The sequence below is a fragment of the Massilia cavernae genome, assembly GCF_003590855.1.
GTDB lineage: Bacteria > Pseudomonadota > Gammaproteobacteria > Burkholderiales > Burkholderiaceae_D > Telluria_A > Telluria_A cavernae.
In genome coordinates this window covers 1-15,449 of record NZ_QYUP01000153.1, presented here as the reverse complement: position 1 = coordinate 15,449, position 15,449 = coordinate 1, and the positions used below count along the sequence as shown (strand labels likewise).

Sequence of the window (15,449 nt, the reverse complement as noted above, 5' to 3'; positions counted from 1 at the left end):
GCCACTTCGCATTGGCCACAAGAGCTTTGCGGTTTCGTGCCCGCTCGCCCCGCTCGGCAGCGCCTTCTATCCGATTCTTGTTCATCGGCTCGCAGTTTCGCTCCACACTTCCTCCCCACAGTCGGTCGCCCTTCCGCAGTTGTGCTTCGCTTCGCTCGCTGTGGCCAGCTCGCGGGAGGACTTGCACCTCCAAGAGTGCGCCCATGCTGGGCGCACACGAAAAAAAACCCGCTGACATCAGTCAACGGGTTTCTTTCTTATAACTAGCCTGACGATAACCTACTTTCACACTGGTTGCAGCACTATCATCGGCGCAAAGTCGTTTCACGGTCCTGTTCGGGATGGGAAGGGGTGGGACCGACTTGCTATGGTCATCAGGCATAACTTGTACGAGCTCTGTTCCCAATGGGGCAACAGCGCTCTGAATCTGGAAGAAGAAAGCTTTATATCAAATCAGTGTTGAAGTCTTGCTGACTATACCTGCTAAGGTTATAGGGACAAGCCGTACGGGCAATTAGTATCAGTTAGCTTAATGCATTACTGCACTTCCACACCTGACCTATCAACGTCCTGGTCTCGAACGACCCTTCAAGGAGCTTAAAGCTCCGGGAAATCTCATCTCAAGGCAAGTTTCCCGCTTAGATGCTTTCAGCGGTTATCTCTTCCGAACTTAGCTACCCGGCAATGCCACTGGCGTGACAACCGGTACACCAGAGGTTCGTCCACTCCGGTCCTCTCGTACTAGGAGCAGCCCCCTTCAAATTTCCAACGCCCACGGCAGATAGGGACCAAACTGTCTCACGACGTTTTAAACCCAGCTCACGTACCACTTTAAATGGCGAACAGCCATACCCTTGGGACCGGCTACAGCCCCAGGATGTGATGAGCCGACATCGAGGTGCCAAACTCCCCCGTCGATATGAACTCTTGGGAGGAATCAGCCTGTTATCCCCAGAGTACCTTTTATCCGTTGAGCGATGGCCCTTCCATACAGAACCACCGGATCACTATGTCCTACTTTCGTACCTGCTCGACTTGTCAGTCTCGCAGTTAAGCACGCTTATGCCATTGCACTATTAGCACGATGTCCGACCGTACCTAGCGTACCTTCGAACTCCTCCGTTACACTTTAGGAGGAGACCGCCCCAGTCAAACTGCCTACCATGCACTGTCCCCGATCCGGATAACGGACCAAGGTTAGAACCTCAAACAAACCAGGGTGGTATTTCAAGGATGGCTCCACGAGAACTGGCGTCCCCGCTTCAAAGCCTCCCACCTATCCTACACAGATTGGTTCAAAGTCCAATGCAAAGCTACAGTAAAGGTTCATGGGGTCTTTCCGTCTAGCCGCGGGTAGATTGCATCATCACAAACACTTCAACTTCGCTGAGTCTCGGGAGGAGACAGTGTGGCCATCGTTACGCCATTCGTGCAGGTCGGAACTTACCCGACAAGGAATTTCGCTACCTTAGGACCGTTATAGTTACGGCCGCCGTTTACTGGGACTTCAATCAAGAGCTTGCACCCCATCATTTAATCTTCCAGCACCGGGCAGGCGTCACACCCTATACGTCCACTTTCGTGTTTGCAGAGTGCTGTGTTTTTATTAAACAGTCGCAGCCACCAGTTTATTGCAACCCTTTCGCCCTACTGAAGTAAATCAGCCAAGCTACTAGGGCGTACCTTTTCCCGAAGTTACGGTACCAATTTGCCGAGTTCCTTCTCCCGAGTTCTCTCAAGCGCCTTAGAATACTCATCTCGCCCACCTGTGTCGGTTTGCGGTACGGTCTCGTATGACTGAAGCTTAGAGGCTTTTCTTGGAACCACTTCCGATTGCTTCGCCGCACAAGGCAGCTCGTCCCAGTCCCTTGAATTACGCGCCCGGATTTGCCTAAGCGCCTTCTATGAACCAGAAACTGACTATTCCAACAGTCAGACAACCTTCCGCGATCCGTCCCCCCATCGCATCATACGACGGTGCAGGAATATTAACCTGCTTCCCATCAGCTACGCATCTCTGCCTCGCCTTAGGGCCGACTCACCCTGCTCCGATGAACGTTGAACAGGAAACCTTGGGCTTACGGCGTGGGGGCTTTTCACCCCCATTATCGCTACTCATGTCAGCATTCGCACTTCCGATACCTCCAGCATCCTTTACAAGACACCTTCGCAGGCTTACGGAACGCTCTCCTACCATATAGATCAAGTGATAAATCACGAGAAATATATCCGCAGCTTCGGTGACTGGCTTAGCCCCGTTACATCTTCCGCGCAGGACGACTCGATCAGTGAGCTATTACGCTTTCTTTAAATGATGGCTGCTTCTAAGCCAACATCCTGACTGTTTTAGCCTTCCCACTTCGTTTTCCACTTAGCCAATCTTTGGGACCTTAGCTGGCGGTCTGGGTTGTTTCCCTCTTGACGCCGGACGTTAGCACCCGACGTCTGTCTCCCAAGCTCGCACTCATCGGTATTCGGAGTTTGCAATGGTTTGGTAAGTCGCAATGACCCCTAGCCATAACAGTGCTCTACCCCCGATGGTGATACTTGAGGCACTACCTAAATAGTTTTCGGAGAGAACCAGCTATTTCCAAGTTTGTTTAGCCTTTCACCCCTACCCACAGCTCATCCCCTAATTTTTCAACATTAGTGGGTTCGGACCTCCAGGGCGTGTTACCGCACCTTCATCCTGGCCATGAGTAGATCACTTGGTTTCGGGTCTACACCCAGCGACTGTCGCCCTATTCGGACTCGATTTCTCTACGGCTTCCCTATCCGGTTAACCTTGCCACTGAATGTAAGTCGCTGACCCATTATACAAAAGGTACGCAGTCACGGAACAAGTCCGCTCCTACTGTTTGTATGCACACGGTTTCAGGATCTATTTCACTCCCCTCCCGGGGTTCTTTTCGCCTTTCCCTCACGGTACTGGTTCACTATCGGTCGATTACGAGTATTTAGCCTTGGAGGATGGTCCCCCCATGTTCAGACAGGATTTCTCGTGTCCCGCCCTACTTGTCGCATACTTAGTTCCACACGTCGCATTTCGTGTACGGGGCTATCACCCGCTATGGCGCCTATTTCCAGAGGCTTCCACTATGCGTCATGCTAAATCATGCAGGCTCATCCCATTTCGCTCGCCACTACTTTGGGAATCTCGGTTGATTTATTTTCCTGCAGCTACTTAGATGTTTCAGTTCGCCGCGTTCGCTTTGCATACCTATGTATTCAGTATGCAATGACCTAAAAGGCCGGGTTTCCCCATTCGGAAATCTGCGGATCAAAGTGTGTTTGCTCACTCCCCGCAGCTTATCGCAAGCTACTACGTCCTTCATCGCCTGTAATCGCCAAGGCATCCGCCATGTGCACTTATTCACTTGTCCCTATAACGTTAGCCCCTGGTTGCCAGGGATCGTTACAGTTCCAAGCAAGACTTCATTTATTACTGTGTTTGATGAGTTTTACTACTACCCTAAGTGTGCGCCTTTTACAGCACACGCTTAATAAAACTTTACTTCTTCCAGATTGTTAAAGAACGAAACAGCAATGATCTCTAAAAGATCAAATCTAAACCGCAGGGCTTACATTTGCACTCTTAGTAGGTAGTGGTGGAGGATGACGGGATCGAACCGACGACCCCCTGCTTGCAAAGCAGGTGCTCTCCCAGCTGAGCTAATCCCCCAATTCGATACTGGTAGGGCTGGTTGGACTCGAACCAACGACCCCCGCGTTATCAACACGGTGCTCTAACCAGCTGAGCTACAGCCCCAGACTTGGACACTGCTACTGTTTCTTTCAATTTCAACAGTCGATAAGAGTGGACGCTCAATGAATCGGGCGATTTGCCCAGTGCTACTCTAGAAAGGAGGTGATCCAGCCGCACCTTCCGATACGGCTACCTTGTTACGACTTCACCCCAGTCACGAATCCTACCGTGGTAAGCGCCCTCCTTGCGGTTAAGCTACCTACTTCTGGTAAAACCCGCTCCCATGGTGTGACGGGCGGTGTGTACAAGACCCGGGAACGTATTCACCGCGACATGCTGATCCGCGATTACTAGCGATTCCAACTTCATGTAGTCGAGTTGCAGACTACAATCCGGACTACGATACACTTTCTGGGATTAGCTCCCCCTCGCGGGTTGGCGGCCCTCTGTATGTACCATTGTATGACGTGTGAAGCCCTACCCATAAGGGCCATGAGGACTTGACGTCATCCCCACCTTCCTCCGGTTTGTCACCGGCAGTCTCATTAGAGTGCTCTTTCGTAGCAACTAATGACAAGGGTTGCGCTCGTTGCGGGACTTAACCCAACATCTCACGACACGAGCTGACGACAGCCATGCAGCACCTGTGTGCAGGTTCTCTTTCGAGCACTCCCAAATCTCTCCGGGATTCCTGCCATGTCAAGGGTAGGTAAGGTTTTTCGCGTTGCATCGAATTAATCCACATCATCCACCGCTTGTGCGGGTCCCCGTCAATTCCTTTGAGTTTTAATCTTGCGACCGTACTCCCCAGGCGGTCTACTTCACGCGTTAGCTGCGTTACCAAGTTAATTAAAACCCGACAACTAGTAGACATCGTTTAGGGCGTGGACTACCAGGGTATCTAATCCTGTTTGCTCCCCACGCTTTCGTGCATGAGCGTCAATCTTGACCCAGGGGGCTGCCTTCGCCATCGGTGTTCCTCCACATCTCTACGCATTTCACTGCTACACGTGGAATTCTACCCCCCTCTGCCAGATTCTAGCCTTGCAGTCTCCATCGCAATTCCCAGGTTGAGCCCGGGGATTTCACGACAGACTTACAAAACCGCCTGCGCACGCTTTACGCCCAGTAATTCCGATTAACGCTTGCACCCTACGTATTACCGCGGCTGCTGGCACGTAGTTAGCCGGTGCTTATTCTTCAGGTACCGTCATTAGCGCGGGATATTAGCCCGCACCGTTTCTTCCCTGACAAAAGAGCTTTACAACCCGAAGGCCTTCTTCACTCACGCGGCATTGCTGGATCAGGCTTGCGCCCATTGTCCAAAATTCCCCACTGCTGCCTCCCGTAGGAGTCTGGACCGTGTCTCAGTTCCAGTGTGGCTGGTCGTCCTCTCAGACCAGCTACTGATCGTCGCCTTGGTGAGCCTTTACCTCACCAACTAGCTAATCAGATATCGGCCGCTCCAGGAGCACAAGGCCTTGCGGTCCCCTGCTTTCATCCTTGGATCGTATGCGGTATTAGCGTAACTTTCGCTACGTTATCCCCCACTCTTGGGTACGTTCCGATATATTACTCACCCGTTCGCCACTCGCCGCCAGGTTGCCCCGCGCTGCCGTTCGACTTGCATGTGTAAAGCATGCCGCCAGCGTTCAATCTGAGCCAGGATCAAACTCTTCAGTTTAATCTCTGTTTGTTGACACTTTCGTGTCACCGTCTTTCGACGGGTCGCTCACTCAAAATACTGACCGTTACTCATTGCTGAGCAACGTATTTCTTTTTTGTGAACATTTGATAATTTAAGTAATCAGCTTCGCTTACGCTTGGCCGGCACTTTCATCAAACGCCCACACTTATCGACTGTTAATTTTTAAAGAACTTGTTCGGTACTGCTTGCTGCTCATCGACAAATCGTTTTGTTTGTCAGCAGCAGAGAGATGAGATTATGCGGTAATTTGCGTTGCTCGTCAAACTCTTTTTTACTGCGTCGTCTTTTTCAGACGGCTCCCACGCTGCGGCAACTACTTGATTTCGTTAACCATTTCTGCGGGGAGGCGAACTATAGCAAAAGGGTTTGCCGTCCGCAAGGGTATTTCGTTCTCACCAGCTAAAATTACTGAATCAGGCCTTTGCCACAGCGTCACTTACCCAGCCAAACCCAAGCCGCTCCTGCTCCAGGCGGATCCGGGAACCATGCACATCATGCCGCAACTCGTCGTAGAGTTCGCGCTCCGCTTCGCTCAGTCGGGTTAATTCACCGGTGAATCGCGTAGCCTCCCCCTCCTGCCCCCACATCAGCCGGTGCGAGTCCAGCGTGGCCACGTCCATCATGATGGAACGCACGTGCGGGACACTGGCGCGGAAGCGATCCAGGATGGCGAAGCCGTGGGTATCGATGTCGCCCCAGTAGATCACGTCTTTCTCGCGCAGCCACGGCACACCGGCGAGCCGGTCGATCCCATAGCCGCCGCCGAAAACCACCATGCTGCTTTCCTTGTCCGGGAATGCCAGGCCATTTACTTCGTTCTCGGTGACGAAGACACGCTTCACGTCGAACTGCGCGCCGGCGAACTGCGCCACCGGGACGCTCACGTCCGACAGGCCTGCAAGATAATGCCGCGGGTCGAGCATGCGGAACCTGACCAGCGCAGGTTTCCCGAGTAAGCCGTAACGCATTTCGAACTGGCGCGCACCGATCGCCGTCGCATCGAACGCTTCGGGAGGAAGCACCTCATCGAGCAGCTCGATCAACAAGGCCTTCCGCGATTCGATGAACTTGCTGTCCACGCCGGGGATGTCGAGCTGCCGAAGGTAAAGCTGCGGGCGGTGATGGGTGCTAAACCATGCAAGGATCGCCAGCACCCGCGGCCATGCTGCCGCATGCTCGAGGAGCGCGTGTCCCCTGCGCCGAAGCCAGCCTGCCAGTTGCGGAAACTGCGCCAGGGTCAGTGCAGCCAGTTCTTCGAAGCGCCGCATGTCGCCCTGCCGCCCGATCAGGCGCAGCGCGTCGGCCTCGGTCGGCACCAGTGCGGCGTCGGGTAAGCGCTGGCGGCCAGTCTGGCGGTGATTAATCTCGCGCCACACAAGCTCATAACCGCAGCCCTTTGAACTGCTGCTGGATGCCTCAAGCGCGCGGATCCACTGCTGAACCTCGCCAAAGTCCGCACCGATATCCTCGATGCCGGGCTGGCGCAAGCGCAGCTGCAACGGAAACAGGCTTTCTCCGCTTACACGCGCAGCGAGCATCCTGCCATCGTCCCACATGCGGGAAAGCTGGGCCGTGATATCGGCCGGCGTGCTCCACGCCTTGACCGGCGCCTTGCGGTTCATGCCGCACGCGCGCTGCGCTCGGCGCGGTATTCCTCGATGCTCAGGTAACGCAGCATGGACTGGCGTCCCTCCTCGCTGTGCACGAAGCCCAAGCCAGCGACGTAGGGCTCGATGATGTGGATCTTCTGCAGCGGCGTCACGATCAGCAGTTGCAGGTTCATGCGCTTGAACAGCTCCAGCCCATAGCGCGCCGACTCGTCGGAGCCGCGCCCGAAAGCCTCGTCGATCACCACGAAGCGGAAAGAACGCGAGCGCGTCGCGCCCCACTCCAGCCCGAACTGATACGCCAGGCTGGCGGCCAGCACCGTGTAGGCCAGCTTTTCCTTCTGCCCGCCCGACTTGCCACCCGCATCGGTGTAATGCTCGTGCTCGCGGTCATCTTCGCGCCACCGCTCGGATGCGGAAAACACAAACCAGTTGCGTACGTCGGTCACCTTGCGGGTCCAGCGCCTGTCCATCTCGGCGCTGCCCTCGCGGCCGCGGAAGCGTTCGATGATCCGCTTCACCTGCAGGAATTTCGCTTCCGAGTATTCTTCGTCCGCAGAGCCGGTCAACGCGCCTTCGGTGCAGGATCGCAGGTCTTGCTGGAAGTCGCGCAGTTCGGCGTCGATGCTTGGCTGGGCTTCCAGCGCGATGTAACGGTTCGGGTTGTAGTCGATGGCCTGCAGCGATTTGTTGATGACGTCGATCCGCTCGCGAATGTCTTCGCGTTCGCGCTTGAGCTGGGACTGGAAGCCGGCGATCTCCCGGATCGTGTTCTCGTTGAGCAGCTCCTTGAAGCGCCCGGCAAACCGCGGCAGGTCGTCGGCCTGCAAGGCCGTCAGCATGCCATGGAATTCGCCGATGGATTCCACGCTCACGTCCACTTCGCGCGTGTCCAGCGGCCAGGCCTCGACATAGTTCTGCATGGCGCGGATCAGTCCATCGCGCAGGCGGTCAATCTTCTTCTGTTCCGCATCGATGCGCGCCTGCAGGAAGTCGCGCATGTCCTTCTCGCGGTTGTCGGCCGATTCGACCGTCAGCGTGTGCTCGCCGAGCGCTTCGGCGCGCATTTGCTGCAGCAGCGGGAAATACGTGTCCTTCGCGGACTCCGGCGTCGCGTCCAACAAAACCGTACACGCCGCCAGCGCCTGGCGCGCCTGCTCCAGTTTCTCGGCCGCGGTCGCGTGCTGCCGGTTGGCCTCGTACAGATCGGCCTCGTTCGCGTCCTGCGCCGCGGCCAGCTCCGCCAGTTGCTGCTGCAGGGTGCGCAGCACATCGGACGACGATTCCAGCGCGGCGCGTTCCTTATCCAGCTGCTCGATGGCGGTGGCCAGCGGCTGCCAGTTCAGGTCGTCGAAGCTGTCGAACGTCGCCAGCTGCCGCCAGTTCCCCAGGATCTCGTCATGCGCATCCATGCTCTTCTTGAACTGCTTGATCTGCGCGCTCTGCGCCAGGATGCGGGTGGTGACGTCGCGCTCCTGCTTTTCCAGCGCCGCGATCTTCGCTTCGTTCGACCAGCCGAGCACGAAGCGCGAGCGGTCGTCGATGCGGTGGCGGTCATCCTTCTCGTGCCGCTCGCCGCCGGCCTTGACCTGGCCGTTGCGGCTGATGGCGCGCTTCTCGCGGCGGAACTGGTCGATGGTGTCGCAGCAAGCGTAGTCGAAGCGCCGCGCCAACTCGGCTTCGAGCCATGCGTAGCAGGGCGAATCGGGCTTGATCGACAACTTGCGCACCAGCGAATCCGGATGCAAGGACTGCTGGACGGCCGCGGCGCCGCTGCGCACGCGGTAATACACAAGGCGCGCGCCGAGGTGGGTGCGGTCGGCCCAGGCGGCGACCTTCGCATAGTAGGCTTCCGGCACCAGCAGGGACAGGCCGAAGTTGTGCAGCAGGCGTTCAGCCGCACCCTCCCAATCGCGTTCTTCCTCGCGTACCTGGATCAGCTCACCGATAAACGGCAAGGCTTCGGCGCCGGCGCCAACGGCCTCGCATAAAGCCTCGCGCAAGGCCATCATCTGCATCGGGATGTTCGAGCGGCGCGAGCGCAGCGATTCCAGTTCGGCCGTCAGCTCGCCGTGCTGGCGCCCCAGTTCGCGCACCGTCACGCCTGCTTCGGTCAGCCGGTTCTGGAACTCGTCGCGCTGCGCCAGGCACTCCTGCTGGCCGCTGTCGATGCCGCGCCGGTTGGCCTCGAAGGTTTCGCTGTCGGCCGCGCGGTGCAAACCGACCTTCACGGCCAGCGCGTCGTATTGCGCCGCGCGGCGCATGCGCGCCTCGCGCGCTTCCTGCACGCGCGCGGTCTCGGCCTTGATCTGCTCGATCCGGTGCCCGCCGCTGGCGGCGATGGCCTGGGTGATCTCGTCGCGCCGCAATGCATCGCGACGCTTGTCGGATTGCAGCCGCAACAGGCGTCCATCCAGCTTGTCGATGTCGGCCTGCAGCAGCGCGCCGCGCTTTTCCAGCAGCTCGCCTTTAAGCTTGGCAAACCACGGGCGCAACGCTTCGCGGCAGCCGCGCAACTGCTCGGCCTGGCCCAGCAAGTCGCGGTAGCGCGCGCCGTCCGCCACCATCGGCTCCAGCTGGCTGATTTGCGCCTTGGCCTTGAGCACCGCTTCATGTGCGCGGTTCAGGTCGTCGAAGTGATCGATCAGTGCGCTGATGCGCGCTTCCACCGGAAACGCTTCGAGCATGTGGTCGCGCACGAAGTCGGTCAGGTTGCCTACCGACTTCATCGACACGGTCTGGTGGAACAAGTCCATCGCCTGTTCATTGGCGATCCCGAACCGGCGCCGGAACGCGTCGCCGTATGAAGTGAAGCTATCGTGCAGGGCGACGCCGGGAACGGCGCGCAGGCGCTTGCGCAAGGTTGCGATGTCGGTGCCGAAACCGCTGAAATGTTCGGCGATCGACAGCTCGCGGTCAGCGACGACATAGAAGCGCTCCGGCTGGCCACGCGCATCCTTCAGCCAGAATACCTGTGCGAGCGTAATGGTCTGGTCGAAACCTTCGTTGTGGAAGACGCCCAGGATGACCGAATAGCTGTTGTGGTCGCGCAGTGCAACCGCCTTGGCCGCCAGTCCGCTGTCGCCGCGCTCGGATTTGTAGTGCCCGGTGACATACGTTCGCAGGCTGCGTTCGCGCGCATCGGCGCCGGCTGCCTTGTTGTATGAAATCTTGTTGGCGGGGACCAGCAGGGTGGTCACCGCATCGACCAGCGTCGACTTGCCGGATCCAATGTCGCCGGTCAGCAGGATATTGTCGCCGCCCGGAGTCAGGCGCCACACGCGTTCGTGGAAAGTGCCCCAGTTGAACACTTCGAAGCGATGCAGCCGGAAGCCGGCGCGCTCGCCCGCATCGACGAACTCGAACATCGGCGTATCGGCGTCGTGCAAGGGCTGTGCGCTCATGCCGCTTCGCCTTCCGATCCGCCGTGCCGCGCGTAGTCGCCCAAGCGCTGGTCGAAGTCGCTGAGCCACTGGGCGTCGACGAACGCCTTCAGGATGCGCCGCACCTCGTACTGGTTCTCTTGCCCGCGCAAGCGGTGCAGGAATCCGAGCTCGACAACTTTATTGATGTGGGCGTCGATGCGGTCGAGCAGGCGCGCTTCATTGGCGGTGTCCGGCAGGAACAGACGGACCTGGTCCGCGATCTGCTCGCGCGCAACGACCAGCCGGGTATCGCCGCCGGTGGCGTCGAACTCGGCCAGCTTCTTGCGCAGCAGGACGAGGATCAGGCTGACGGGGTAGCTGAGCTGGCGGCGCTGCACCAGGCGCGGCAGCTCGGGCTCGCCGGCTGTGGCCGGCCGCTGGCGCAGATAGGCGTAACCCTCGGCTTCGTCGAGGATCAGTTCGAGCCCGATCGTGGCGCCGTAGTCGCGCACGCGGGCCTGGAGGTCGAGCAGCGGCTGCCACAGCTGGCCGTCGTCGCGGTACAGCACGCCCTGGAACAGTGCCACCAGCAACGGGCCGAGCCGGTCATCGTCGTGCATGCGTAAGTCGTTCATCTACAAAGTATAAATGATGAGGGGCAGCGTTGCCTTGCGCAGTTTGCCGGCATCGTCGGTCCATTCGATTGTTTCGGTGCGCTCGTCGTCGATGGCGCTCTGCATGTCGTGGGTGGCAAGCTTCAGGTAGGTGGCGAGTTCGGCCAGTCCCTGCTTGACCGGGTGTGCCGCGACCACTGTTCCGAGCGAGGCCTGGCGGGTGTTCTGCAGTACCCGCCGGATGTTGGACATCAGTTCGAGCTGGTCGACGTAGACCTGGTCGAACAACGCATCGGCTGGAATCGGCGCGCTCTCACCCTCGATTGCCTGTTGCGTGATCTTCGGCTTGAACGGCGGCGTGTACAGCACACGGTCCATCGGCAGCGCGACCGACGGCGCCGGATCGTCGATTTCCATGAAGGCGCGTTCATCGATGTCGCCGCGCAGTGCCAGCGCCTTTTGCTCGATCCCGCGCATCAGCTCCATGATGCGGCGGTTTTCCAGCCAGGCCTGGTCGTCGAGGTAGCGCCGCAATTGCTCGGACAGGCGCGCGACGGTGCGCTGCGTTACTTCACCGGCTTCGAGCCAGTCGTAGTGGATGCGCTGCATGCGGCCATCGGGCGCCATCGCCCGCACCGGCTCGAGCGCGAGCACTTTCGCCAGCAAGGCGCTCAATTCGTCCTGGCGCGAGGGAGACATCAGCAAGTCCCAGAAGGCGCGGAAGCTTTTACCTTCATCGGTATCCGCGATCAGGTCGCGGCGGCCGAAGATTTCTTCCAGCAGCTGTCCCTTGCTGCCGTCCCAGGTGGCGATCTGTTCGCGCACCGAGCGGTCGAGGCTGCGGAAGTTCTGGTCGACGGCACGGAAATCGGAAAGCAGCTCGCGCGCGGTCGAGGACATTTGCTGGAAACGTTCGCGGACCTGGGTGGGCTCCATCAGGTCGAGCCGGCCGGCGGCGATCTGGGCGATTTCGGCGTCGATGTCGGCTTTGCGGCGCTGCAGTTCAGCGATGCGCACGCGCGGATTGAGTTCAGTGCCATCGACGATCTGGTGGAGCAGGTCGAATACCGTCATCAGGCGCGATTCGGTGCCGATGAAGGCCCGCTTGCCGAGGCCGTTCAGCCAGTCGATCGCCATTTCGGTCGATGAAGTCAGGTCGAAGTGCGCTTCGTCCTGACCGGGCGGGTAATATTTGCGCAGCCAGCCCTTGTCGTCCGAAGCCCAGTCGTCGAGGTAGGCGGTGGCCGGCTTGGGAAAGATGATCTCGCCGGCGGTTTCGTGCAGATGGTAGAGATGGTCGTCCAACAGGGACGACAGCTGCTGGCGCGCGATCGTTCGCACGTTCGATACGATGAAGCTGCGGTGCAGGAAGCTGGCGATCATCGGCGCATTGTCGGCCGCAAGCAGGCGCCAGGCCGGATGATTTCGTCGCTGAAGCAGGAGCTGTTCGTATTCCATCGTGGCGTTTAACGGGTTGGACGCATGTCACGCGAACAATAACACCGAACGCGCGGGGCGGAAAAATGATTCGTGGGAATGGTACAGATCGGGATAGGGGGCGGCCACAATGACCGCGCCCCTCCCACACCACCCGGCATGCGGGTCCGCACCGGGCGGTTGAAACGGTTGAGGTCTGCATGCCTATACCCGAACATGCAGCCTAGGTTCATCTGGCCCCGACCCGGCCGATTTGGTTCTTCGCTGTCACCGTGCACCAGGCTTCACCTGATGCGCGTTGCGTGACGAGCCCCGTATCCGGGCATCTGAAGCATATCCATCTCAGATGGTCAGGCAGAATCGCCCTCCCGCTCCTTCGGCCCTTCGTCGGCGGTATTCGGCCTTCCCGGCCCAGCCTCCGACTACTACGACCTCTGCTGACTTCTCGTTCCGGCTTTCACCGTCGCCCTTTCAGACATAAGACGAGATCTCCCCAGGTAAGAACGCACTCCTTCCCTGCACAACCGCCGGATCTACGCCACTTCGCATTGGCCACAAGAGCTTTGCGGTTTCGTGCCCGCTCGCCCCGCTCGGCAGCGCCTTCTATCCGATTCTTGTTCATCGGCTCGCAGTTTCGCTCCACACTTCCTCCCCACAGTCGGTCGCCCTTCCGCAGTTGTGCTTCGCTTCGCTCGCTGTGGCCAGCTCGCGGGAGGACTTGCACCTCCAAGAGTGCGCCCATGCTGGGCGCACACGAAAAAAAACCCGCTGACATCAGTCAACGGGTTTCTTTCTTATAACTAGCCTGACGATAACCTACTTTCACACTGGTTGCAGCACTATCATCGGCGCAAAGTCGTTTCACGGTCCTGTTCGGGATGGGAAGGGGTGGGACCGACTTGCTATGGTCATCAGGCATAACTTGTACGAGCTCTGTTCCCAATGGGGCAACAGCGCTCTGAATCTGGAAGAAGAAAGCTTTATATCAAATCAGTGTTGAAGTCTTGCTGACTATACCTGCTAAGGTTATAGGGACAAGCCGTACGGGCAATTAGTATCAGTTAGCTTAATGCATTACTGCACTTCCACACCTGACCTATCAACGTCCTGGTCTCGAACGACCCTTCAAGGAGCTTAAAGCTCCGGGAAATCTCATCTCAAGGCAAGTTTCCCGCTTAGATGCTTTCAGCGGTTATCTCTTCCGAACTTAGCTACCCGGCAATGCCACTGGCGTGACAACCGGTACACCAGAGGTTCGTCCACTCCGGTCCTCTCGTACTAGGAGCAGCCCCCTTCAAATTTCCAACGCCCACGGCAGATAGGGACCAAACTGTCTCACGACGTTTTAAACCCAGCTCACGTACCACTTTAAATGGCGAACAGCCATACCCTTGGGACCGGCTACAGCCCCAGGATGTGATGAGCCGACATCGAGGTGCCAAACTCCCCCGTCGATATGAACTCTTGGGAGGAATCAGCCTGTTATCCCCAGAGTACCTTTTATCCGTTGAGCGATGGCCCTTCCATACAGAACCACCGGATCACTATGTCCTACTTTCGTACCTGCTCGACTTGTCAGTCTCGCAGTTAAGCACGCTTATGCCATTGCACTATTAGCACGATGTCCGACCGTACCTAGCGTACCTTCGAACTCCTCCGTTACACTTTAGGAGGAGACCGCCCCAGTCAAACTGCCTACCATGCACTGTCCCCGATCCGGATAACGGACCAAGGTTAGAACCTCAAACAAACCAGGGTGGTATTTCAAGGATGGCTCCACGAGAACTGGCGTCCCCGCTTCAAAGCCTCCCACCTATCCTACACAGATTGGTTCAAAGTCCAATGCAAAGCTACAGTAAAGGTTCATGGGGTCTTTCCGTCTAGCCGCGGGTAGATTGCATCATCACAAACACTTCAACTTCGCTGAGTCTCGGGAGGAGACAGTGTGGCCATCGTTACGCCATTCGTGCAGGTCGGAACTTACCCGACAAGGAATTTCGCTACCTTAGGACCGTTATAGTTACGGCCGCCGTTTACTGGGACTTCAATCAAGAGCTTGCACCCCATCATTTAATCTTCCAGCACCGGGCAGGCGTCACACCCTATACGTCCACTTTCGTGTTTGCAGAGTGCTGTGTTTTTATTAAACAGTCGCAGCCACCAGTTTATTGCAACCCTTTCGCCCTACTGAAGTAAATCAGCCAAGCTACTAGGGGCGTACCTTTTCCCGAAGTTACGGTACCAATTTGCCGAGTTCCTTCTCCCGAGTTCTCTCAAGCGCCTTAGAATACTCATCTCGCCCACCTGTGTCGGTTTGCGGTACGGTCTCGTATGACTGAAGCTTAGAGGCTTTTCTTGGAACCACTTCCGATTGCTTCGCCGCACAAGGCAGCTCGTCCCAGTCCCTTGAATTACGCGCCCGGATTTGCCTAAGCGCCTTCTATGAACCAGAAACTGACTATTCCAACAGTCAGACAACCTTCCGCGATCCGTCCCCCCATCGCATCATACGACGGTGCAGGAATATTAACCTGCTTCCCATCAGCTACGCATCTCTGCCTCGCCTTAGGGGCCGACTCACCCTGCTCCGATGAACGTTGAACAGGAAACCTTGGGCTTACGGCGTGGGGGCTTTTCACCCCCATTATCGCTACTCATGTCAGCATTCGCACTTCCGATACCTCCAGCATCCTTTACAAGACACCTTCGCAGGCTTACGGAACGCTCTCCTACCATATAGATCAAGTGATAAATCACGAGAAATATATCCGCAGCTTCGGTGACTGGCTTAGCCCCGTTACATCTTCCGCGCAGGACGACTCGATCAGTGAGCTATTACGCTTTCTTTAAATGATGGCTGCTTCTAAGCCAACATCCTGACTGTTTTAGCCTTCCCACTTCGTTTTCCACTTAGCCAATCTTTGGGACCTTAGCTGGCGGTCTGGGTTGTTTCCCTCTTGACGCCGGACGTTAGCACCCGACGTCTGTCTCCCAAGCTCGCACTCATCGGTA

At 57.5% G+C, this 15,449-nt stretch carries 4 protein-coding genes, 2 tRNA genes and 5 rRNA genes; all 11 read right to left on the bottom strand.

Annotated features, from left to right (window positions below; all coding sequences use genetic code 11):
* Positions 1–266: 266 nt before the first annotated feature.
* A 5S ribosomal RNA gene (gene rrf, locus D3872_RS20980) occupies positions 267–379 on the bottom strand.
* 114 nt (positions 380–493) lie between these two features.
* A 23S ribosomal RNA gene (locus D3872_RS20975) occupies positions 494–3,383 on the bottom strand.
* A gap of 223 nt (positions 3,384–3,606) precedes the next feature.
* Positions 3,607–3,682 (bottom strand) — tRNA-Ala (locus D3872_RS20970).
* A 10-nt stretch (positions 3,683–3,692) separates the two neighbouring features.
* Positions 3,693–3,769, bottom strand: a tRNA-Ile gene (locus tag D3872_RS20965).
* A gap of 92 nt (positions 3,770–3,861) precedes the next feature.
* Positions 3,862–5,390, bottom strand: a 16S ribosomal RNA gene (locus tag D3872_RS20960).
* A 437-nt stretch (positions 5,391–5,827) separates the two neighbouring features.
* Positions 5,828–7,036 (bottom strand): DUF3322 domain-containing protein, encoded by a 1,209-nt coding sequence (locus tag D3872_RS20955; protein ID WP_119812629.1) that lies wholly within the window; start codon positions 7,034–7,036, stop codon positions 5,828–5,830.
* Positions 7,033–10,425 carry an ATP-binding protein gene (locus D3872_RS20950; RefSeq protein WP_119812628.1) on the bottom strand — a complete coding sequence of 1,131 codons (3,393 nt, stop codon included), beginning with the start codon at positions 10,423–10,425 and terminating at the stop codon, positions 7,033–7,035. Before D3872_RS20950 ends, D3872_RS20955 begins: the two co-directional genes overlap by 4 nt.
* Positions 10,422–11,006 (bottom strand): DUF4194 domain-containing protein, encoded by a 585-nt coding sequence (locus D3872_RS20945; protein ID WP_119812649.1) that lies wholly within the window; start codon positions 11,004–11,006, stop codon positions 10,422–10,424. The genes D3872_RS20950 and D3872_RS20945 overlap by 4 nt, the downstream gene beginning before the upstream one ends.
* 15 nt (positions 11,007–11,021) lie before the next feature.
* The gene (locus tag D3872_RS20940; RefSeq protein WP_119812627.1) at positions 11,022–12,458 is read right to left on the bottom strand and encodes a DUF3375 domain-containing protein; all 1,437 of its coding nucleotides are present in this window, start codon (positions 12,456–12,458) and stop codon (positions 11,022–11,024) included.
* 782 nt (positions 12,459–13,240) lie between these two features.
* A 5S ribosomal RNA gene (gene rrf, locus D3872_RS20925) occupies positions 13,241–13,353 on the bottom strand.
* A gap of 114 nt (positions 13,354–13,467) precedes the next feature.
* A 23S ribosomal RNA gene (locus D3872_RS20920) occupies positions 13,468–15,449 on the bottom strand; the annotation flags it as partial.

Excerpts from the sequence above, each read along its gene's own strand:
- D3872_RS20945 (WP_119812649.1), bottom strand. The coding sequence starts at position 11,006 with ATGCACGACGATGACCGGCTCGGCCCGTTGCTGGTGGCACTGTTCCAG.
- D3872_RS20955 (WP_119812629.1), bottom strand. The coding sequence starts at position 7,036 with ATGAACCGCAAGGCGCCGGTCAAGGCGTGGAGCACGCCGGCCGATATC.
- D3872_RS20950 (WP_119812628.1), bottom strand. The coding sequence starts at position 10,425 with ATGAGCGCACAGCCCTTGCACGACGCCGATACGCCGATGTTCGAGTTC.
- D3872_RS20940 (WP_119812627.1), bottom strand. The coding sequence starts at position 12,458 with ATGGAATACGAACAGCTCCTGCTTCAGCGACGAAATCATCCGGCCTGG.